We start from the raw sequence: 21,105 nt of genomic DNA on the forward strand, positions 1-21,105 counted from the left end.
CTTGTCCGGTGCTCGGTGGCGGGTTAGCCTCCGGGCGATCGGAGGGGGCGAAGATGCTGGCACGGTGGCGGGGACTCGTGGCGCTGGGGCTTGCCCTTGTGATGGGGCAGGGGGCGTGGGCGCAGACCGCCAACCCCATGCTGAAGGCCCATGCGGCGGGCATCCGCGACGCTGCGCACGAACGCAACCTGTCGCTGGGACGACTGGACATTGCGGTCGAACAGCGCGGCAGCATCGTCGAGACGACCATCACCGCCGCCTTCGTCAACCCCGAGGCGGAGCAGCTGGAGGGCGATTTTCGCCTGACCCTGCCCGAAGGCGCGGTCGTCACCGGCTATGCCCTGGATATCGGCGGGCAGATGGTCGACGGCGTGCTGGTCGACCGCCCGCGCGCCAAGGCGGTCTATGAAGCGCGGGTCCGCCAGCGGATCGATCCCGGCCTGGCCGAGGTCAGTGCGGACAATGTCTTTTCGACGCGCGTCTATCCGATCTGGCCCGGTCGCGGGCGGACGATCCGCGTGCGGTTCGTATCGCCCGTCGGGGCGGGGGGCTGGCGCCTGCCGCTCGGGTTCGACGGCGCGGTCGGCGACTGGTCGATCCGCGTCCATGGCAGCGGCACCGCGGCAAGGCCGTTGGTGACGCTGGGCGAGACGCCAATGGCGATCACGGCGGACGGCGAGGGCTGGGGCGGTGCGGTGAGCGGCAAGGACAAGCCGCTGTCGGGCGCGCTGGCGATCGCCCCCGGTCGCGCCGCCGATCTGGTCGCCAGCACCCATCATAATGGCGAGCGGGATCTGGAACTGGGCGGCGACCTGCCCGCCGTCGCGGGGAATGCGGCGGCTCCGGCGCATCTGCGCATCTATTGGGATCGTTCGCGCTCGCGGTTGAAGGCCGATACGGCGCGGGAGATCGCACTGGTCCGCGCGGCGATCGACCGCTGGCACCCCGGCAAGGTCGAGCTGGTCGCCTTCAACAGCAGCGGGGCGCAGACCAGAAGCGTCACGACCGCTGCGGAAGCCGCCGCCTGGCTGGGGGCGCTCGACTATCGCGGGGCGACGAGCTTTGCGCCGCTGTCGCTGGGCGGCCCGGCCGACCGCTGCCTGGTCTTCACCGATGGCCGCGCGACCATCGACCGCAATGCCGCGATCACCCCGCGCTGCCCGCTGGATGTGGTCAGCAGCGCTGGAGGCGACGACCGTGCCTGGCTGGGCCATCTGGCGCGCGCCCATGGCGGGCGGCTGATCCCGCTCGGCGACGATCCGGCGGCGGCGCTGGCGCTGTTGCAGGCGGGTACGGCTGGCGTGATCGCCGTCACCGACCGCGACGACCGGCCCTTGCCCTTCGTGCCGCTTGTCGCAGCCGGGGGACGCTGGGCGGTGCTGGTCCGTGCGCCGGGCTTCGGGCCGGTGAAGATCCGGCTGGGCGCGGGGCAGGAGGTTGTCCGCGCCATCGATGGCGGCGGCGAGGCCCCGGCCTTTGACGGTCCGGGCGCACTGCTGGCGCAGGATGCGCTGGCGACGCTGGGCGCGACCGAGCAGCGCGACGCCTATGTGGCGCTCAGCCGCCGCTACGGCATCGCCAGCCCCAGCCTGTCCTTCCTCGTGCTGGAGAGCGTGGGCGACTATCTGAACGCGAAGATCGATCCGCCCGCGACCCTGCCGGCCGAGTGGCGCGACGATTATGCCCGCCAGCGCAAGGCGATGGAGGCGGATGACGCCCGCATCGCGCAGCGCCATTTCGATCAGTTGCTGAAAGCGTGGCAGGACGAAGTCGCTTGGTGGAAGACGAAGTTCGACCTGGCTTCGCGTCCCAAGCGGATCGCGACCTCGCACAGTTTCGACCGGACCGCGCCGCCGCCTCCCCCGCCTCCGCCTCCGCCGCCTCCTCCCCCGCCAGCCCCGGAAGCATTCGTCATGTCGGCCCCTGGCGCCCCTCCGGCGCCTGCCGCACCCCCGGCCCCGCGCGTCAGCCAGGCGACCGGGAATATCGTGGTGACGGGAAGCACGTCGCGCACGGCCCCGGCGGTCCCGTCGGTGCAGATCGACGCGTGGCAGCCCGATCGGCCCTATCTGGAGCTGTATGACGGAAAGCCCGCCGATTTTGCCGAACGCTTCCGCGAGGCGGAGGCGCGGCACGGGGCCTTGCCGATCTTCTATCTCGACACCGCCGCCTGGCTCGCCCGGCGGGGCCGTGTGGCGGAGGCCAGCGAAATGGTCTTGTCGGCGCTGGACCTGCCGACCGCCGACGACACGACGCTGGGCATGGTCGCCGACCGGCTGGAGCGGTACGGCGACTGGGACCGCGCGGTCGAACTGCGCGATCGACAGGCGGCGCTGGACCCCGACCGGCCGCAGCCGCGCCGTCTGCTCGCGCTGACCCTCGCCCGCCGCGCGGCCGTCCGCCCGGCCCAGGCCAGGGCCGACCTGACCCGCGCGATCACGCTGCTCTATGCCATCGCGACCAGCCCGCAGGCGGACCAATGGGACGGCATCGACCTGATCGCGCTGAACGAGGCCAATGCGATGCTGCCGCGCCTGCGCAAGCTGGGCGGCAAGGTGGAGATGGACCCGCGCCTGGTCATGCTGCTCGATGTCGATGTGCGGGTCGTCATCGACTGGACCACCGATGCCTCGGACATGGATTTGTGGGTCGACGAACCGACACGCGAGCGGGCGATCTACAACAATAACCGTACCGCGATCGGCGGGCGGCTGTCGCGGGACATGACGCGCGGCTATGGGCCGGAGGAATATATGATCCGCGTCGCGCCGCCGGGCACCTATACGGCGCAGGCCAATGTCTTTGCCCCTGACCGGATCGATCCGAACGGCGCGACCATCCTGACCGCGCACCTGTTCCGGAATTTCGGGCGGGCGAACGAGACGGTCGACAGCGTGGATATCGAATTGAAGCGCGATGAAAAGGGCGCGCGGATGATCGGTCGCGTCGTCGTGCCGGGCAAGCCGGTGTCCGATAAGGCACCGGTGAAGGACATGGCGCCGCTACCCTGATCAGGAGGGCGCGCTATGGCTGGTTTTACGAAGCGATAAGGGTGTAAGGGCGGACCATGGCCGAGCAGAGTCCGCCCTTTCCGTCGTTCCGCAAATGGACGCCTTCGCGCTACCGTGCGCTGCTGCGGGCGCAGGGGCCGGGATCGGTCAAGTTCCGCACCCGGCTGGCGATCCTGATCGGCGCGGTTGCGATCGGGCTGGCCGCGACGGTCTTTGCCGAGGCGGCGGATGCGGCGGGCGAGGTCTTCACCCATTTCTCGCATCGCTATCACTGGGCGCCGCTGGTCGTGACGCCGCTGCTGTTCGCGGGGCTGGTCTGGATCACGCGCCGCTTCGCGCCGCTCGCGCGCGGGTCGGGCATCCCGCAGGTGATGGCCGCGCAGGCCGATCCCGAGCGGGCGACCGGTGGGCTGGTGTCGATCCGCACCGTGGTCGCCAAGGCGGGGCTGACGCTGGCGGCGGTGCTGGGCGGCGCTTCGGTCGGGCGCGAGGGGCCGACGGTGCAGATCGCCGCCGCCATCATGGGGCTGACCCATCGCATATTGGGCGTGCCGCTCCGCGGTGCGGTGCTGATCGCGGGGGGTGCGGCGGGCGTCGCGGCGGCGTTCAACACGCCGCTGGCCGGGCTGCTGTTCGCGATCGAGGAACTGGCCTCCGCCTATGAGCAGAAGGTCACGCTGCTGGTCATCGCGGCCATCGCGATCGCGGGCATGGTCGCCCAGTCGGCGCAGGGGGATTATGTCTATTTCGGGCTGATCGGCGCCCATATGCCGATCGTCACCGCGCTGGTCGCGGCCCCCGTCGCCGGGATCGTCGGCGGGCTGGCGGGCGGCGGCTTTGCCCGGCTGATGCTGATGATGGCGACGGGCACCAACCGCGTGACCCGGTGGAGCAGGCAGCGGCCGATCCTGTTCGCCGCGCTGTGCGGCGTCATCGTCGCCGGGCTGGGCGTCGGCACCGGCCTGACCTGGGGCACCGGCTATGGCGCGGCACGGGCGATGATCGTCGGGGTCGATGCGCCGCTCTGGTTCGGCCCGGCCAAGTTCCTGGCGACCCTGTCGACCGCGGTGGCGGGGCTGCCCGGCGGCATCTTCGCGCCGTCGCTGTCGGTGGGCGCGGGGCTGGGCAATCTGCTGCGCTCGGTGTTTCCGGACTCGCCCGCCTCGGCGATCGTGATCCTGGGCATGGTCGGCTATTTCGCGGGCGTGGTCCGCGCGCCGCTGACCGCCGTCATCATCCTGTCCGAGACGACCGCCAGCCGCGGCCTGATGCTGCCCATGTTCGCCACCGCCTTCATCGCCGACGGGGTCAGCCAGCTGGTGTGCCGCGAGAAACTGTACCACGGCCTGTCGCGGACCTTCGCGATGGGGCGGGGGGATGAAGGCGTTGGGCGATAGCGGTTTGGGTCGGGAAACGCCCACTTGCGGACACTCCGGCTTCCCGAAAGCAGTCATTCATTCAGCGCGATCATTCCCATTTTCCCATCCTCAAGCGCCAGTTTCGGGAAAAAGCAATCGGGAACAGATTTTGGGAAAGCGGACGCTTCGGACCCCTTATGGACACGAACGGCAGGGCAGCCTTCCCGCATCACGTTCGTTTTCGGGAAGGTGGCGTCATTCACAACCTTCGAAGTGACGACAGGTTGGCAGCACCGCTATCAAAACCGCCTCCCAAGATGGTTCGCGGTGGTGCATCTAAATGTTGGTAGCGAAATCGCACTACTGACCTAAATACGCATGGCGGGTCGCCTCTTCCTGCAAGTGGAGGCGAAAACAACCGCACGAAAGGGGGTGTTTCCCATACTCGACGTAGCTATGCTGATTATCAGCGTCGCCGCATTCACGGTTCAGGTCGTGCAGGCGGTCCGCAATAAGTAAGGCCACTATGGCCGCTTAGCGGGAGAGAAGGCGGGGAACTGCAATGAACCGCCTTCTCTTAAAACGATTTGGCCCCGACCCGCTGCAACGGTTCGGGGCCATCGTTTGCCGGAAGAGTAATCGTGTCACCCATCGACGTAGCGATTCAACAATAGGTTGAATCTCTTTCGGGTTCAATAACCCCCCGCATTTTTCCTAACGTTGGACATACCGATCATGTCGCCCATCGGAGCCATCCGATCGTCACCCCGTTAGCAGACAATCCGCGCTTCCCGAAACTTGATCCCAATGGGAAGGCTCCGGTCCTTTTGATTGCCGCTGCTAACCGGTGAAGGCCAGTCCTGCCTTCAGGCGATGGTGCCCGTGGTATCCTCGATCCACCCGGCAGCTTTAAGGTGCGTCACGGCGGAGCGCGCAACTGGTGCGACCAAGCCGTTTGATAGTCGCAGGCGCATGGCGCGGGCGTTTCCTTCGACAGCGGCAACTGCGTGGGCCGCCACCCACCAGGATCGATGCGTGCGTAACCCGTCTGCGTCGACCGCCTCGATCGCTCGGCCGAGTGGCATGAGGATCAGTTCGGAGCCGGCGGGGCGGTGTACGCGGACATAATGGTCCTCCATCTGCAGAGCCAGCACTTCCCCGCCTAGCGGATTTACGATCGGATCGATCGACGGCTGTGAGGCGGATTCGTGCGAGATCGGCACGGAACGACGCAACGCAAAGCCGATAGCTGCCGTCGCGATCACCCCGATCGTTGCCGTTTGCGCGAACCACAACGGGAACGAAGGGCCGAGCCGAGCCAGCTTAGGCCAAAGCCAGAACGCAGCCATGCGGGTCGCCAGGGCCTCAGCCAGGCTGGCGAGCAACACGGCCGCGATCAATGCCAGCCACCATCGTCGCGAACCCGTCACGGTCGACCTGCCGACGAGCCTGTAGGCCGTGCCGTAAAGCGCGAGACCGAGCACCATCGCGCCGATCCAATAGCTGAGCAGTTCGACCAAGCCGCCATTCATGTAGCTGCCGAAAGGTCCGAGGATGGCCAGGATGACACCTGCGACTATCGCGAGGCCGATCCAGCGCACGGCGGGGATCGCCAAGCGACGACGGGTGGAAGCGAGGAAGGGCGAACGGATCACGCCTTCTTTTACCGCGACCACGGCAGCGAGCCAAACCCGGTTGCCGACTGGCGAACCCATTCGCCCGTTCACGAATAGCGGCTTTCCACCGGGGGCTGTGTCGGGTCAGCGGCGACATGCCACATCGGAGTCCGCCATGTCGTTACGCCTCGCTCTCGCTGCCCTGTTCCTTGCCGCTATCGTCCCTGCCGCTCATGCCCAGTCCATGAAAGCCGGGTTCCAGCACCTGACGACCCCGGATGGCGTCGAGGTGGGTGTCTGGTATCCCGCAACCGGCACAGCGGTTCACCAGCGGCTTGGTCTCTATGCGCAGGACGTGGTGACCGCCGCCCCCGTGCCGAAGGGCAAGCATCCCCTGGTTGTCATCTCGCATGGCACGGGCGGCGATTTCGCCGGTCATGTCGATACGGCGGTATCGCTCGCCCGCGCCGGCTTCATCGTCGCCGCGCTTACCCATCCCGGCGACAATTGGCGGGACAACAGCCGGGCGACCCGGATCGAGGGCCGTCCGGCAGCGTTGAGCGCCACCATATCGTATATGTTGCAGACATGGCCGGGGCACGCAGCGATCGATCCTGATCGGATCGGCGCTTTCGGCTTTTCGGCCGGCGGGTTTACGGTGCTCGCTGCGGCCGGAGGCAAGCCTGACATGACGCGCCTTGCCGATCATTGCGTGCAGCATCCCTCCTTCTTCGTGTGCACACTCCTCAGGTCGCAGCCTCGGGCGCTAACGAGCGCCTGGCCGCCGATGACAGACCCGCGCATCAAGGCCATCGTCGTCGCTGCGCCGGCGATCGGTTTCACCTTCGATCGTGCCGGGCTGGCCGGCGTGCGTATCCCGGTGCAGCTGTGGCGCGCCGACGACGACCGGATTCTACCTGCGCCATTCTATGCGGATGCGGTTCGCGCAGCGTTGCCGCACAAGCCCGAGTTCCATGCGGTGCGCGGCGCCGGACACTTCGACTTCCTGGCCCCATGTGCCGACCCGGCCACAATGCCGCAGCTTTGCCAGAGCGCGTCGGGCTTCGATCGAGTAGCGTTCCATCAACGCTTCGATCGGCATGTGGTGCGCTTCTTCTCGACCAAGCTTGCCAGCGGCCGCTGAGGGGGCGACCGCTTGCCCGAACATCGATACTGATCGAAAGCTTTATCGGGTCAGCGTGAATCTTATAACAGGGGGACATATGCGTTTGGTGATTTGGGCGATCGGTCCGATGGCCTTGTCGATAGCATCGACGGCAAATGCACAGCATCGAGAAGTCCAGTCTTTGGTCGACCGCTTCGAAACCGCTCGGATGCAGCACGATCCTGCCGCGCTTACGAAGACCCTGGCTGCGGATTATGAGGAGATTTCACCAGTTGGCGAAGTCGATGCTCGAGAGAAGGTGCTAGGGTTCTACGCTCCCGAATTGAAGCGTCCTGCGCCGGCTATGACGAGTGAACCTTTGGTCATTCGGTCGCGCGGCGACGTTGCTGTTATCACCACACGTAAGTCATTCACTCTTCCAGGTGGAGTAGCTCGGTCCGTTCGTATTCGTTACGTCGCCGAGCGGGCGGCGGGCAAATGGCTGTTGGTTTCGGCGCAGTACACCCCGATCCCGCCAGCAAAGGCGAGTTGATTTACAGCGCCAATCTGCTCGCACCAAGCAGGCTTCTCAGAACGGTGAGTTTTGAGAAGCCTGTTATATTCCCAATTCACGATCCTTTGCGGGAAAGGAGGGATGGCGCAGCGTCGGCCATGGGGCATTATTCCCCTAAGCGGAATGTCGGCTTCCCACCCTAATCGGACATGCCGCGATCAGGGAATGGCCTATCCGCTCCCCATTTTCTGCCGCAGTCGTTCCAAGGCGATCCCCGCCAGGTTCTGCGTCCGTTTGACGTAACGCAGCCGCAACCGCGCGGGACGGGGCAGGGCAGACCAGCGTTCGAAATAGGGGCGGCAGAGCGGTGGCACGCGCACCTTGCCGTTAGCTTGGGCAATGACGGCGAGGGCATCGCCCAGCAGGATCGCATCGCTCACGCCGCGCTCGACCGCCAGGCGGGTCGCGGCGATCAGGGCCAGCCATTCGGCCTCCATCGCCGATCCCGGCCCCAGGTCGCCTTCGATCAGCGCCTGTCCGCCCAGCACCAAGGCATATTCCATCCCGCCGGGTCGACAGCCGCCGTCGAAGAAGATCTTCACACCGCCCCGATGCTTCGCGCGACCGCCTCGGCCGTCTTGATGCCGTCGACCGCCGCCGACAGGATGCCGCCCGCATAGCCTGCGCCCTCGCCCGCCGGGTACAGGCCATAGGTGTTCAGGCTGTGCCCGTCCTCGCCGCGCGTGAAGCGGACCGGCGACGACGTGCGCGTCTCTACGCCGGTCATCACCACGTCGGGATGGTCGTATCCGGCGATCTGCTTTCCGAAGACCGGAATCGCTTCGCGCATCGCCTCGACCACGAAGTCGGGCAGGCATTCGGACAGGTCGGTCGGCGTCACGCCGGGGCGATAGGAGGGGGTGACCGATCCCAGGCTGGTCGAGGGACGCTTGGCCAGGAAGTCGCCGACCCGCTGCGCCGGGGCCTTGTAGTTCGATCCGCCCGCGACATAGGCGCGCTCCTCCCAATGGCGTTGCAGCGCCAGGCCCGCCAGCGGATCGCCCGGAAAGTCGCGTTCGGGATCGATGGCGACGACGAAGCCCGAATTGGCGTTGCGCTCGTTGCGCGAATATTGGCTCATGCCGTTGGTCGCGACGCGGCCCTCTTCGCTGGTGGCGGCGACCACCGTGCCGCCCGGACACATGCAGAAGCTGTAGACCGTGCGCCCGTTCTGGCAGTGGTGCGAGATATGGTACTCGGCCGCGCCCAGGATCGGGTGGCCCGCCTGATGCCCGAAGCGCGCGCGGTCGATCCACCCTTGCGGATGCTCGATGCGCACGCCGATCGAAAAGGGCTTGGCCTCGACATACACGCCCGCCGCCTGGAGCATCGCGAAGCTGTCGCGCGCGCTGTGGCCGATGGCCAGGACGACATGATCGGCCTCCAGATAGCCGCCGCCGTTCAGGTGCAGCCCGCGCACCCGGCGCTGGCCCTCGCCGTCCGTCTCGACGTCCAGCCCGTCGACGCGGGTCGAGAAGCGATATTCGCCGCCCAGTTCCTCGATGGTCGCGCGCATGCTCTCGACCATCGTCACCAGGCGGAAGGTGCCGATATGGGGATGCGCCTCGGTCAGGATTTCGGGCGGCGCACCGGCCTTGACGAACTCGGTCAGCACCTTGCGGTTCAGGTGGCGGGGATCCTTGATCCGGCTGTAGAGCTTGCCGTCCGAAAAGGTGCCCGCCCCGCCTTCGCCGTACTGGACGTTGGATTCGGGATTGAGCACGCTGCGCCGCCACAGGCCCCAGGTGTCCTGCGTCCGCTCGCGCACCACCTTGCCGCGCTCCAGGATGATCGGGCGGTATCCCGCCTGCGCCAGCACCAAAGCGGCGAACAGGCCGCAGGGGCCTGCACCGATGACGACCGGCCGCTTCGTGCCGGGCGGCGGCGCGGAGGGAAGGTGATAGCGGGTGTCGGGTGTCTTCTGAATATCGCGATCACGGCGGAAGCGCTCCAGCACGGCGGCCTCGTTCTTCAGGTTCACGTCGACCGAATAGACGAGCTGGATATTGTTCTTGTCGCGCGCATCATGCCCGCGCCGGGCGACGACGAATCGCACCAGTTCGCGCGGCGTCACCCGCAACCGGCGACAGATGGCGGCGGGCAGCGCCTCGTCCGCATGGTGGAGAGGCAGTTTCAATTCACTGAGGCGGATCATCCCGCGCGCCATATAGAATTGCGGGCGCTCCCGCCATCGCGCTGTGCGGCGGGGGGGCTTGGGGGGCGACGTTCGTGGACACCTGCTCTTCCCGCGCCTTGCAGAGAAGAGGGGGGCGCGCTGTGAAGGGCGACCGAATTCTGGTCGCCGACGCATCGGGACTATCCGTCGGATCTATCGCCCGCCGACCGCGCGGCTCAGCGGGGTTTCGGGGAAGGTGGGTTCCGCCAGGATCTCGGCCTGGAGCGCGGGCCAGCGTTCGCCGAACCAGTAATCGCCGCGTTCGGCGCGCAGGATCGGGTCGTGTGCGGTCGCGACATCCTCGATCGCGACCGGCCCATGGCTGGGAATGTCGAAGAAGACGCGCACGACCGGCGTGGTCGGACATTCCCCTTCGCGCACCACGATGCCCAGCCGGTTGGAGCGCAGCCGGACCAGCGCGGCAAAGGGCTGGATCCCCAGATTGGCGATGAAGGCGCGCAGCGTCTCGGGGTCGAAATGGCCGTCCCATTCCAGCATCTGCGCCAGGGCCTCGTGCGGCGACCAGGCCCGCTTGTACGGGCGGATCGAGGTCACGGCATCATAGACATCGCAGACGGACGAGATACGGACGAACTGGCTGATCTCGTCGCCGCGCAGGCCGTCGGGATAGCCGGCGCCATCCATCCGCTCGTGATGATGGCGGCACACGTCCAGAATGCGCGGGTCGAGATCGTTCATGTCGCCCAGGATCCGGTGGCCGAGACCCGGATGGCGGCGGATTTCCACCATTTCCTCGGCGGTCAGGCGGCCGGGCTTGTCGAGGACATCGGCGTCGATCTGCATCTTGCCGATATCGTGCAGCAGTCCGGCCATGCCGGCGACATGCACATCCTCCTCACTCAGGCCCAGATGACGCGCGAGGTTCATCATCAGGGTCCCGACCGCGACCGAATGGATATAGATATACTGGTCCCGGTCCTTCAGCCGCGTGACCGCGATCATCGCGGCGGCGGACTTGGCGGTCGTCTCGGCAATGTCCTTGACGATCGGGACGAGGTCGCGGGTGCGGATGGTGCGGCCCAGCCGGGCTTCGCCGAACAGCTGGGCGACGGCGGCGGCGGCGCGCGCGGAGACGGCGCTGGCCCGCTCGACCTCGGTCGCGGGCTTGGCGCGGCGCGGACGCAGGGTCGTGACGATCGGCTGGGTGATCGCCTCGACGACCGGGGCGGGCGAGGATTCGGGGGTGTCGACGGCGGCGATCGTCACGGGGCCGCGCCCCTTGGTCAGGTCGATGGTGACGGACGGCACCGATGCGCGGATCTTCTCCAGATCGTCCGGCTCGGTCAGGAGGAAGGACTTTCGCCAGAATGGATTGTGGATCCACGAGCAGTGCAACGCCTGGATGTACATGCCGAGCGTGACCTGTTGGCTCTCGATCTGGAGGTATCGATTCGTGGTCGGCTGCTCTTTCATCCCGGAAATCCTAGCTTCGTGTCGTAAAATTTTCGTTTCGGGACGATCGGATTCCGCGTTTCGGGGAAGGCGGAGGGCGACGTGCAGGGGCGCGGCCCATTGTCCATTTCCGGCAGTTCCAATGGGCCAATCCGGCACGAGCGACGGCTATGTCGCGACCACCGCCTCTAATTTCAGCATGATAATCATTAGCAATCGCATTGACAGTGAGAATGTTTCGCAATAGCCGAGCCCCTCGAAGGGGAAATATTCATGTCGCATTCGTTCATCGCATTGTCGTGCGTGGGCTTTCTGGCCACCGCGCCGCATGTCGCCGCCGCAGAGACCGGCCCCCGCACCGAGGGCATGACGCCGCCCGCCGCCGCGGCAAAGACACAGGATTCGACCGGCGGGCGCGACGTGATCGTCACCGGCCAGCGCGGCACCGGCGCCGCTGTCCTGGAAAGCCCCAAGGCCACCGCCGCGCTGCTCGATACGCCGCAGACGATCACGGTGGTCAGCGAACAGACCATCCGTAAACAGAATCTCCAGACGCTGCGCGATGTGCTCCAGACTCTGCCGGGGATCACCTTCGGCGCGGGCGAGGGCGGCGGCGGTTATGGCGACTCGATCAACCTGCGTGGCTATTCGGCCAGCAACGACATCACCATCGACGGCGTGCGCGACAGCGCGCAGTATAGCCGCACCGACCCGTTCAACCTGCAACAGGTCGAGGTCTATAACGGCGCGAACAGTGTCTTCAACGGATCGGGGTCGGTCGGCGGCACGATCAACCTCGTCTCCAAGGTGCCGACGCCCGAGACGCTGACCATCATGCAGGGCTCGGTCGGCACCGACAATTATTATCGCGGCGCGATCGACAGCAATGTCCGCGTGTCGGATCTGGTCGCGGTGCGCCTGAACGGGGCCTACCACCATAACGACGTGCCCGGCCGCGATGTAGAGAAGATGCAGCGCTGGGGCATCGCGCCCTCGGTCACGATCGGCATCGGCGGGCCGACCAGCCTGACGCTCGCCTATGTCCATCAGGAGGACCGCAACACGCCCGTGTACGGCATTCCGTGGTTCGACAATGGCCTGGTCGACGGCTTCGTGCCGGGCGCCAGGCGCTCCAGCTATTTCGGCATCGCCAATCTCGACCGGCAGGACAGCACGGTGGACCGCTTCACCGCGACCTTCCGCCACCAGATCGACGAGCATTGGAGCGTCCGTAACCTGACCCGCTGGCAGCAGGTCACGCAGAACAGCGTCACCTCCGCGCCGCAGGGCATTTTCTGCCTGGCCGCGACCAACCGACAGCCTGTGACGGCGACGCCGGGTGCCACTATCGGCGCGGCGTGCCCGGCCAATCTGTCCGCCGGTTTCTACCAGCCCTCCGGCCCGCGCGGGCTGGTGCGCGATCAGCAGAACCAGATGCTGATGAACCAGATCGACCTGCGCCATGAGGCAGGCGACAAGGGCGGCCTGCACAATGTCCTGAACATCGGCATGTCGGGCGGAATCGAGAATTACCGGATCACGCAAGGCTCGCTGCTGCGCAACGTGGACGGCAGCGCGGTGACGCTGCCCCCCATCAACATCGCCAATCCGAACACCAATTATGCCGGGCCGATCAACTTCGTCGCCACCGGCCAGTCACGCAGCGAGACGCGCAACCTGGCCGTCTATGCCTTCGACACGCTGGCGTTGAACCGCTTCTTCGAGCTGAACGGCGGGGTGCGCTGGGAATATCAGGAAGCGAGTTTCCGCGCCCTGCCGCTGGCGGCGGCCAATGCCGGTCAGCTCGCCTATCAGCCGCAGATCAGCCGCGAAAAGCTGTTCTCGTGGCGGGCGGGCGCGGTGTTCCACCCGGTCGAGAATGTCAGCGTCTATGCGGGCTATGGCAACGCCAAGACGCCGTCCTCGACGACCGTCCGGCTGGGTTGCGGCGTGCCGTCGACCGCGACCTCCGCGAACCCCTGCGCCGTGGCGCCGGAAACCGCGAAGAACTATGAGGCGGGGGTGAAGGCCGGGCTGTTCGGCCGTCGGCTGGAGCTGACCGCCGCCGTCTTCCGTAACGAGCGGACCAATTACCGCGTGCCCTCCAACGATCCGGCGCTGCCGGTGGGCTTGCAGGTGCTGGACGGGCGCAGCCGGGTGGACGGCACCGCGCTGGGCGCGTCGGGATCGATCACCCCGGCCTGGACGATCTTCGCCAACTATACCTATCTCGACGGCAAGGTGCTGCAGAGCATCTCCAACCGCGACAAGGCGGCGGGTGTGCTCGATCCGCAGGCGGGGGCCGAGCTGGTCCAGACGCCCGAGCATTCGGGCAGCCTGTTCACCACCTACAAGCTGCCCTTCGGCCTGGAGGTCGGTTACGGCCTGACCTATCAGGGATCGTTCGCGACCAACTTCCCCGTCGCGGGCAACCGGGTGCAGTTCCATGTGGACGATTATCTGATCCACCGCGCCTTTCTGGCCTATACCATCGCCCAGCGCTGGACGATGCAACTCAACGTCCAGAACTTCACCGACGAGAAATACGTCACGGGCGTGCGCAACAATATCAATGCGACGACCGGCAACATCACCGGCGGCTGGGCGATCCCCGGCGACCGGCGTCAGGCGACGCTGAGCCTGTTCTACAACTTCTGACCGGACTAGCCTTCGTCCATGTTGATCGTCCTTCCCGATATTCTCGATCCCGCCGGGGTCGCCCAGGTTCGCCGCGTCATTGACGGCGGCTCTTGGGCGGACGGCAACGCCACCTCCGGCCCGCAGGCGGCGCTCGCCAAGCGCAACGAGCAGTTGCCGGAGGATTCAGGCGCGGCGGTCGAGGCGGGGCGGATGGTCCTCGACGCGCTGGGTCGCTCGCCGCTGTTCGTGGCGGCGGCCCTGCCGCTGAAAGTCTATCCGCCGCTGTTCAACCGTTATGCGGGCGGACAGGCGTTCGACGTGCATGTCGACAATGCCGTGCGGCTGAAGCGGGGCAGTGATTTCCGGATGCGTTCCGACCTGTCGCTGACCCTCTTCCTCGAAGACCCGGACGCCTATGACGGCGGCGAGCTGGTGGTCGAGGATCTGTACGGCGAACAGCGGGTAAAGCTGTCGGCCGGGAGCGCGGTCCTCTACCCCGCCTCCAGCCTGCACCGGGTCGAGCCGGTCACGCGGGGCACGCGCGTCGCCTCGTTCCTGTGGGTCCAGTCGATGGTCCGTGACGATGGCGAGCGGCGTATCCTGTTCGACCTGGACCGCGCGGTGCAGCGGGTGGGCGCGGACAAGGGGCAGGGGGATCGCTCGGTGGTCGAGCTGACCGGCGTGTACCACAATCTGCTGCGTCGTTGGGCCGACGCATGAGCGCCGCTGTCCTGCAAAAGCCGAAGAAGCGCAAATGGCGCAGCTGGTGGTTGAAGCAGTTCCACACCTGGCACTGGATCAGCGCGGCCGTGTCGCTGGTCGGCATGATGCTGTTCGCGATCACCGGGCTGACGCTGAATCACGCCGCCAGCATCTCGGCCAGCCCGAAGACGGTGCAGAAGAGCGGGCTGCTCGCCCCCGGCCTGCGCTCGTTGCTGGCGCATCCCAAGGCCAATGACGCACCGCTGCCGCCTCGCGTGGCGGAAGCCGTGGAGCGCGCGGTCGATCTCGACCCCGCCGGGCGGCCGGGCGAATGGTCGGACGGCGAAGTCTATGTCGCCATGCCGCGCCCCGGCGGCGACGCCTGGGTCAGCATCGACCGGACGAGCGGCGCGATCACCTCGGAGCGGACCGATCGCGGCTGGGTCTCCTATCTCAACGACCTGCATAAGGGGCGCAATGCCGGGACCGCCTGGTTCTGGTTCATCGACGTCTTTGCGGTCGCCTGTATCGTCTTCACCCTGACCGGGCTGTTGCTGCTCCAGATGCATGCGCGGCACCGGCCCTCGACCTGGCCGCTGGTGGCGGCGGGGTTCCTGCTTCCGGCGGCGATCGCCGTCTTCTTCCTGCACTGATGGAGAATCTTGCGATGCGATCGACCGCTATTCTGGCGCTGGGCGCGGTGGCACTGCCGGGGGCGGCGAGCGCCGCGACGGTGAACGTCACCATTCCGCGCCTCAACGTCGCCGAATATCACAAGCCCTATGTCGCGGTCTGGCTGGAGCCTGCGACCGGCGGCCCGGCGCGCACGCTCGCCATCTGGTACGACGTCAAGAAGACGGGCGGCGAGCCGGGCACCAAATGGCTGTCCGACCTGCGCGCCTGGTGGCGGAAAGGCGGGCGGAGCATGGCGATGCCCGCCAGCGGCATCAGCGGCGCGACCCGCGCGCCCGGCATCCATGCGATCCCGCTGCCCACCGACCTGAAGCCCGGCCAATATGTCCTGAACGTCGAGGCCGCACGCGAGACCGGCGGACGCGAACTCGTGCAGGTGCCGCTGACCATACCCAATCCGAACGCGCGAGCGAGCGGCAGCCATGAACTGGGCGCCGTGACCGTCTCGGCACGCTGACACAGGGGAGGATCATCATGAAGAACCACCGCATCAAGCTGCTCGCCGCCGCCGCGCTGCTGGCGATCCCCGGCCTCGCCTCGGCGCATCGCATGTGGCTGCTGCCCTCGGGCACGATCTTTTCGGGGGCCGATAGCTGGGTGACGGTCGACAGTGCCGTCTCCAACGACCTGTTCTATGCCGACCACCAGCCCGGCCGGATCGAATGGGTGAAGGTGTGGCAGCCCGACGGCACGCCCGGGCGGATCCAGAACGGCTCCACGGGGCGCTATCGCTCGGTCTTCGACGTGCAGCTCGACAAGCCCGGCACCTGGAAGATCAGCAGTGCCATGTCGGGCATCATGGGCAGTTTCAAGGTCGACGGCGTCGAGAAGCGCGTCGGCGGTCGCGGCGGCCCGCCAGGGCCGAACGGCGTGCGCCAGCCGCCGCTGACCGTCGCCGACATTCCCGCCAATGCGACCGACGTGACGCTGACCGAGACGAGCGCGCGCAACGAAATCTTCGTCACGGCGGGCGAGCCGACCCGCACCGTCCTGAAACCCACGGGCAAGGGACTGGAACTCGATCCCGTCACCCACCCGGACGAGCTGGTCGCGGGCGAGACGGCGAGGTTCCGCTTTCTGGTCGACGGCAAGCCCGCGCCGAACCTGAAGGTCACGATCGTCCCTGGCGGCAAGCGCTACCGCGATGCCGAGGGCGCCAAGGAGGTGACGACCGATGCGCAAGGCGTGCTGAGCTATGCCTGGCCCGCGGCGGGCATGTACTGGCTGAACGCCACGCTGACCGACGACAAGCCTACCGCCCCGCGCGCCACGCAGCGGCGGATGAGCTATACCACCACATTGGAAGTCATGACTCCGTGAGGATCGTCCTGCCGCCCCGGATCGACCCGGCTGCCGTGGCGAACGGCGATCCGGCGGCGGTCGTGACATTGGGCGGCGAGACGATGGGGACGATGTGGCGGGTGCTCTACGCCACCCGCGACGTGCCCGGCGCGCAAGGCGTGGGTGTGGCGGTGCAGGCGCGACTGGACGATCTGGTCGCGCAGATGAGCCACTGGGCGACCGACTCGGAGCTGGTGCGATTCAATCGTTCGGCACCGGGCAGCTGGAGCGCGCTGCCGCCCGATTTCGCAGCGGTGATCGACACGGCCCTGCGCGTCGCAGCGCTGAGCGACGGCGCGTTCGATCCGGCGATCGGGCATCTGGTCGATCTCTGGGGCCATGGGCCGAAGGGGCCGCAGCCCGTGCCCGATGCGGCGGCGATCGAGCAGGCCCGGTCCGTGAGTGGCTGGCGGCACCTGCGCTGGAATGCCGAAGGGGCGACGCTGTGGCAGCCGGGCGGCATCGCGCTCGACCTGTCAGGCATCGCCAAGGGCTATGCCGCCGATGCGGTCGCCGACACGCTGGCAGGCTTGGGCTTTCGACACTGCCTGGTCGAGGTGGGCGGCGAACTGGTCGGGCGCGGCACACGGCCCGATGGCGATCCCTGGTGGGTCGATCTGGAAACACCGCCGGGCGTCGATCTGCCGCCGATGCGGGTGGCGCTGCACCAGATGGCAGTGGCGGGCAGCGGGACCTATCGCAAGGGCGAGCACGGCCTCGATCCGCGTGCCGGGTATGCGCCGACGAACGGGGTGATCGCCGTCCATGTCGTCGCCGAAACCGCGATGCTGGCCGATGCGCTGGCGACCGCCGTCGCGGTGCTGTTCCCCGACCTGTCCGCGCTGGCGCCGATGCAGGTGGCGGCGCGGGTCGTGGTGCGTAGGGGGGATGGAGTGGAGGAAATTTTGACGAAGCCGCTTCGGACAATGCTCGCCTGACTTTCCCCCCTGTAAGAGGAGGGGGACCAGCGAAGCTGGTGGAGGGGTGTCCCCCCTCTCGATGGCGCGACACCCCTCCGTCAGTCCTGCGGACTGCCACCTCCCCTTGCAGGGGAGGAATTTGGTTCAGAACCGCCCCCTGAGCGTCACGCGCACATTGCGCGGCGCGCCGGGCATCGTCCACACATCGGCATAGCTGCTGGCGATGTAATAGGTATCGAACAGGTTATCGAGGTCGAGCCGCACGTCGAAGCGCGGGTTGACCGCCCAGCTCGCATCCAGTCGCGCCACCGTATAGGCGGGCAGGCGATAGCCGCTGGCGAAGGGATCGCCATTGCGCGCACCCACATGGGTCACCCCGCCGCCCAGCGTCACCACGCCCAGCCGCTGATGCAGGTCGAGCGCCGCCAGATGCCTGGGCACATTGGACAGCATCGTGCCGATCAGCGCCGCATTCTTGTCGTTGCGCACCGTCGCATCGGTATAGCTATAGGTCGCGGTGCCGGTCAGGCCGCTGGCCAAATGCAGGTCGGCGACCGTCTCGACGCCCCGTGACCGCTGGCGACCGATCTGCGTCTTGACGAAGACGTCGATGGCATTGGGGTTCAGCACGTTGCGCTTGGTCATGGTGAACAGCGCGGTCTGGCCGGTCAGCGCGCCGCCGAACAGGCTGTACTTCGCGCCGACCTCGGTCGAGCTGCTGCGCTCGGCATCGAAGCTGCTGACCCCGTCCGGGGGGTTGAGCCGCAGCGACTGGCCCCAGCTGGTGAAGAGCGAGACGTGCGGGCTCGCCGCCCAGGTCAGCGCCGCGCGCGGGGTGATGCCGCGATCGACCGTATTCAGCACCAGGTTGCCGCGCGCATAATTGGTCATCGTCTCGCGGAAATTGTTCCAGCGCGCGCCGATCAGCGCGGTGAAGTCGCCGAAGCGGATCAGGTCCTGCGCATAGACGCTCTCGCTGCGGAACGCGTGGTGACGGTCCTGGAACGCGGTCGGCACCGGCAGCGGCTGGCCATAGACGGGGTTGAAGGCGTCGATGGTCAGGATCGGCGCGCCCGGTCGCCCGCGCGCCTGGTCCATGCGGAAGTCCAGGCCATGCCGCACCCGGTCGACCCCGACACGGATGTCGTGCGACAGGCCCAGCCAGTCGACCTTGGCGGTCAGCTCGGCCCGCGCCGTCAGGTCCTGCCAGCGGAAATCGTGGAAACGGCGCGACCGACCGATCGTCCGGCCATCGGCCTGCACCCCGCGCGCGCCGAAATCGACTTGCGTGGCATAGCCGGTCAGGAAGCCGTCACGGCTCGACAGCCCGGCCTCCAGCGAGATGCGGTCGGTCAGCGCGGCAAAGACGCTGCCCTGTTGCCACAGCATGCGCTGGGTCATGCGGCCATCGGCGGGCTCGCCCAGAAAGGTGTCGCGGTCCATGGCGCGCGCATCGCCCCTGATCGCCGCCACGCCGCGATCGATCGGCGCGCGGTTGCGCATGAACTCGCCCTGATAGAGGAAGCGCAGGTCCTGCGTCGGGGTGAACGAGACCGAGGGTGCGATCAGCAGGCGGTCGGTGTGGACATGGTCGCGGAAGCTGTCGCCTTCCTCCGCCACGCCGATCAGTCGCGCGGACAGGGTGCTTGTCACCGGGCCGCTGATATCGCCCGTCGCGCGCACCCGGTTCCAGCTGCCATAGCTGAGCGACGCTTCGCCCCGTGGCGTGGGCGTCGGCGCCTTGGTGACGATGTTCAGCGACCCGCCCGGCTCGCCCATGCCCGACAGCGCGGCGGCGGCGCCCTTCAGGAACTCGAAGCGCTCGACCGTGGCGACATCGACCGGGGCGTTGAAGCCCAGATTGCTGCTGAAGCGGTTGATGAGGATGTCGGGGCCGCTATTCTCGTTCCCTGCAAAGCCGCGAATGGCATATTTGTCCCACAGCCCGCCAAAGTCGTTCTGCCGCGACACGCCGCCCGCCAGGTCGATCGTGTCGTCCAGCCGCGTCGCGCCGGTCCGGTCGATGATCGCACGGTCGATGACGCGCAGGGACTGCGGATAGCGGTTGGGGGGCGTGTCGGTGCCGGTGATGCTGGCATTGGCATCGCGCAAGGCCGTGACGACGATATCCTTCTGCGCGTCGCTGCCGCCATCGACCGGGGCGGCCAGCGTCTGCGCCGCCGCATCCTGGCTCATCGCCACCCCGGCCAGCAGCATCGCCCGCCAGATCACCTTCGACATATACGGCCCCCAATCGATTTCGACGCGGCCAATATCGATAATGCTAATAACTCTCAATCGGAAATTGGATCTGTTTTGGTTTGGTCGGTGGGATGACGTAGCGTGTCACGCGCCTGCCATGCGACGCAGCCATGGGCCTCGGGCGGCGTTGCGCCTTGGCATAAGTCTATGAAGGATGATCGAAATGACGGTGGTGCGGCGGACGATTCGTGGTGTGGCTCTGGCAGCGGCGGGGTTGCTGGCGGCGGCAGGGGCGATGGCCCAGCCCCTCACTGGGCCGATCAAGGTCATGACCTTCAATGTCCGCTATGCCTCGGACGAGGGCGCGACGCGCTGGGCCGTGCGGCGGCCGGTGATGGTGGCGCTGATCCGCCGTGCCGCGCCCGATGTGATCGGGACGCAGGAACTGCTCCAGCGGCAGGGCGACGACCTGACCCGTGCGCTCCCCGGCTATCGCTGGTTCGGGCGCGACCGGATGGGCGGGCATGCCAATGAGCATATGGGCATTCTCTATCGTCCCGACCGGCTGACCCTGGTCGAGCATGGCGACTTCTGGCTGTCCGAGACGCCGGACGTCGTCGGCAGCCAGAGCTGGGGCACCGACCTGCCGCGCATGGCGAACTGGGCGGTGTTCGAGACGAAGGGGGCGAAGCCGCATCGCTTCCTGTTCCTCGACACCCATCTGGCGCACCGTGACGAGGATGCCGAGGCGCGCGACAAGGCGGCGGCGCTGATCCTGGCGCGGCTCCCTGCGCTGGCGAAGGGCCTGCCGGTCGTGGTGGCGGGCGACATGAACGCGCGGCCCGACACGGCGGCCTATCGCCGCTTTGCGGCGGCGATGACCGACGCCTGGCCCGCCGCCGCGCGACGCGAGGGGCCGGAGATGACCTTCCACGACTTCACCGGCACGCCCGACCGGCGGATCGATTATCTGTTCCTGCGCGGGTTCAAGGCGGACGCGATTGCGACCGATACCTATCATCAGGGCGGGACGTACCCATCGGATCACTTCCCGATCGAGGCGACGCTGACGTTTGCTAAGTAAGCTATTCCTCCCCTGTAAGGGGAGGTGGCGCGCGCAGCGCGTCGGAGGGGTGTCCCGCTATCGAGAGGGTGACACCCCTCCGTCAGGGCTTCGCCCTGCCACCTCCCCTTGCAGGGGAGGAATGATGAGAATCGTTTCCCGATAGCGTTATCATTTGCTCGCTCCTATGGTCCACGAGACAGTTGATCGCGGCGCGGAATCGCGCGGCCGCGGGCATAGGAGAGGGATGAGATGCGGATGGGGCATTCATGGTCCGGCGTCGGACGGCGC

Annotated in this window: 17 protein-coding genes; 11 read left to right on the forward strand and 6 right to left on the reverse strand. The window is 67.2% G+C overall.

Translation table 11 applies throughout. The features are described from left to right. Positions 1-53: 53 nt before the first annotated feature. Together SP5_RS05920 and SP5_RS05925 are read left to right on the forward strand one after the other, a co-directional pair. A complete protein-coding gene (locus tag SP5_RS05920; protein WP_042485473.1) occupies positions 54-3,011 on the forward strand; it encodes a DUF2135 domain-containing protein in 2,958 nt (985 codons plus the stop codon). 56 nt (positions 3,012-3,067) lie between these two features. Beyond that, positions 3,068-4,408, forward strand: a complete 1,341-nt coding sequence (locus SP5_RS05925) for a chloride channel protein (protein ID WP_042485476.1) — start codon at positions 3,068-3,070, stop codon at positions 4,406-4,408. Positions 4,409-4,461: 53 nt separating this feature from the next. Here SP5_RS05925 and SP5_RS19460 read toward each other — a convergent pair whose 3' ends face one another. Beyond that, on the reverse strand, positions 4,462-4,632 hold the full coding sequence (locus tag SP5_RS19460) for a hypothetical protein (RefSeq protein WP_167334681.1): 171 nt from the start codon (positions 4,630-4,632) through the stop codon (positions 4,462-4,464). Positions 4,633-5,235: 603 nt separating this feature from the next. Next, positions 5,236-6,084 (reverse strand): LytTR family DNA-binding domain-containing protein, encoded by an 849-nt coding sequence (locus SP5_RS05930; RefSeq protein WP_084220581.1) that lies wholly within the window; start codon positions 6,082-6,084, stop codon positions 5,236-5,238. Positions 6,085-6,229: 145 nt separating this feature from the next. On the opposite strand from SP5_RS05930, the gene SP5_RS05935 reads away from it, so the two are divergent. Continuing rightward, positions 6,230-7,129, forward strand: coding sequence for an alpha/beta hydrolase family protein (locus SP5_RS05935; protein ID WP_245613418.1), 900 nt, complete (start codon positions 6,230-6,232; stop codon positions 7,127-7,129). Between the two features lie 79 nt (positions 7,130-7,208). Beyond that, positions 7,209-7,643, forward strand: coding sequence for a nuclear transport factor 2 family protein (locus SP5_RS18710; RefSeq protein WP_084220582.1), 435 nt, complete (start codon positions 7,209-7,211; stop codon positions 7,641-7,643). Between the two features lie 191 nt (positions 7,644-7,834). On the opposite strand, the gene SP5_RS05940 is transcribed toward SP5_RS18710, so the two are convergent. From SP5_RS05940 to SP5_RS05950, 3 genes are all read right to left on the reverse strand, one after another. Then, a complete protein-coding gene (locus SP5_RS05940; RefSeq protein ID WP_245613419.1) occupies positions 7,835-8,206 on the reverse strand; it encodes a reverse transcriptase-like protein in 372 nt (123 codons plus the stop codon). Next, positions 8,203-9,819, reverse strand: coding sequence for an NAD(P)/FAD-dependent oxidoreductase (locus SP5_RS05945; RefSeq protein WP_042485768.1), 1,617 nt, complete (start codon positions 9,817-9,819; stop codon positions 8,203-8,205). Before SP5_RS05945 ends, SP5_RS05940 begins: the two co-directional genes overlap by 4 nt. A gap of 174 nt (positions 9,820-9,993) precedes the next feature. Then, positions 9,994-11,274, reverse strand: a complete 1,281-nt coding sequence (locus tag SP5_RS05950; RefSeq protein WP_042485483.1) for a cyclic di-GMP phosphodiesterase — start codon at positions 11,272-11,274, stop codon at positions 9,994-9,996. A gap of 252 nt (positions 11,275-11,526) precedes the next feature. Between SP5_RS05950 and SP5_RS05955 the strand changes: the two genes are divergently transcribed. From SP5_RS05955 to SP5_RS05980, 6 genes are read left to right on the forward strand one after another with little or no spacing between them, the layout of a single operon-like run. Next, positions 11,527-13,911, forward strand: a complete 2,385-nt coding sequence (locus tag SP5_RS05955; protein WP_042485488.1) for a TonB-dependent receptor — start codon at positions 11,527-11,529, stop codon at positions 13,909-13,911. An 18-nt stretch (positions 13,912-13,929) separates the two neighbouring features. Further along, positions 13,930-14,613, forward strand: coding sequence for a Fe2+-dependent dioxygenase (locus SP5_RS05960; protein ID WP_042485490.1), 684 nt, complete (start codon positions 13,930-13,932; stop codon positions 14,611-14,613). Next, positions 14,610-15,248 carry a PepSY-associated TM helix domain-containing protein gene (locus SP5_RS05965; RefSeq protein ID WP_042485493.1) on the forward strand — a complete coding sequence of 213 codons (639 nt, stop codon included), beginning with the start codon at positions 14,610-14,612 and terminating at the stop codon, positions 15,246-15,248. The genes SP5_RS05960 and SP5_RS05965 overlap by 4 nt, the downstream gene beginning before the upstream one ends. A gap of 14 nt (positions 15,249-15,262) precedes the next feature. After that, positions 15,263-15,745, forward strand: coding sequence for a DUF2271 domain-containing protein (locus tag SP5_RS05970; RefSeq protein WP_174435513.1), 483 nt, complete (start codon positions 15,263-15,265; stop codon positions 15,743-15,745). Positions 15,746-15,762: 17 nt separating this feature from the next. After that, positions 15,763-16,608: a DUF4198 domain-containing protein gene (locus tag SP5_RS05975; protein WP_042485499.1), complete on the forward strand. Its 846-nt coding sequence runs from the start codon at positions 15,763-15,765 to the stop codon at positions 16,606-16,608. Continuing rightward, positions 16,605-17,567: an FAD:protein FMN transferase gene (locus tag SP5_RS05980; protein WP_245613420.1), complete on the forward strand. Its 963-nt coding sequence runs from the start codon at positions 16,605-16,607 to the stop codon at positions 17,565-17,567. The genes SP5_RS05975 and SP5_RS05980 overlap by 4 nt, the downstream gene beginning before the upstream one ends. A gap of 126 nt (positions 17,568-17,693) precedes the next feature. Here SP5_RS05980 and SP5_RS05985 read toward each other — a convergent pair whose 3' ends face one another. Beyond that, entirely contained in the window at positions 17,694-19,790 is a 2,097-nt protein-coding gene (locus tag SP5_RS05985) for a TonB-dependent siderophore receptor (RefSeq protein ID WP_245613421.1), read from the reverse strand. Positions 19,791-19,965: 175 nt separating this feature from the next. Between SP5_RS05985 and SP5_RS05990 the strand changes: the two genes are divergently transcribed. Next, positions 19,966-20,835 (forward strand): endonuclease/exonuclease/phosphatase family protein, encoded by an 870-nt coding sequence (locus tag SP5_RS05990; RefSeq protein WP_052811426.1) that lies wholly within the window; start codon positions 19,966-19,968, stop codon positions 20,833-20,835. Positions 20,836-21,105: the final 270 nt, after the last annotated feature.

The sequence above is a fragment of the Sphingomonas parapaucimobilis NBRC 15100 genome (assembly GCF_000787715.1).
Taxonomy (GTDB): Bacteria; Pseudomonadota; Alphaproteobacteria; order Sphingomonadales; family Sphingomonadaceae; genus Sphingomonas; species Sphingomonas parapaucimobilis.

Coding starts and splice junctions, on each gene's coding strand:
- SP5_RS05955 (WP_042485488.1), top strand. CDS start 11,527: ATGTCGCATTCGTTCATCGCATTGTCGTGCGTGGGCTTTCTGGCCACC.
- SP5_RS05950 (WP_042485483.1), bottom strand. CDS start 11,274: ATGAAAGAGCAGCCGACCACGAATCGATACCTCCAGATCGAGAGCCAA.
- SP5_RS05985 (WP_245613421.1), bottom strand. CDS start 19,790: ATGTCGAAGGTGATCTGGCGGGCGATGCTGCTGGCCGGGGTGGCGATG.
- SP5_RS05960 (WP_042485490.1), top strand. CDS start 13,930: ATGTTGATCGTCCTTCCCGATATTCTCGATCCCGCCGGGGTCGCCCAG.
- SP5_RS05945 (WP_042485768.1), bottom strand. CDS start 9,819: ATGATCCGCCTCAGTGAATTGAAACTGCCTCTCCACCATGCGGACGAG.
- SP5_RS18710 (WP_084220582.1), top strand. CDS start 7,209: ATGCGTTTGGTGATTTGGGCGATCGGTCCGATGGCCTTGTCGATAGCA.
- SP5_RS05930 (WP_084220581.1), bottom strand. CDS start 6,084: ATGGGTTCGCCAGTCGGCAACCGGGTTTGGCTCGCTGCCGTGGTCGCG.
- SP5_RS05920 (WP_042485473.1), top strand. CDS start 54: ATGCTGGCACGGTGGCGGGGACTCGTGGCGCTGGGGCTTGCCCTTGTG.
- SP5_RS05975 (WP_042485499.1), top strand. CDS start 15,763: ATGAAGAACCACCGCATCAAGCTGCTCGCCGCCGCCGCGCTGCTGGCG.
- SP5_RS05965 (WP_042485493.1), top strand. CDS start 14,610: ATGAGCGCCGCTGTCCTGCAAAAGCCGAAGAAGCGCAAATGGCGCAGC.
- SP5_RS05990 (WP_052811426.1), top strand. CDS start 19,966: ATGATCGAAATGACGGTGGTGCGGCGGACGATTCGTGGTGTGGCTCTG.
- SP5_RS05935 (WP_245613418.1), top strand. CDS start 6,230: ATGAAAGCCGGGTTCCAGCACCTGACGACCCCGGATGGCGTCGAGGTG.
- SP5_RS05925 (WP_042485476.1), top strand. CDS start 3,068: ATGGCCGAGCAGAGTCCGCCCTTTCCGTCGTTCCGCAAATGGACGCCT.
- SP5_RS05970 (WP_174435513.1), top strand. CDS start 15,263: ATGCGATCGACCGCTATTCTGGCGCTGGGCGCGGTGGCACTGCCGGGG.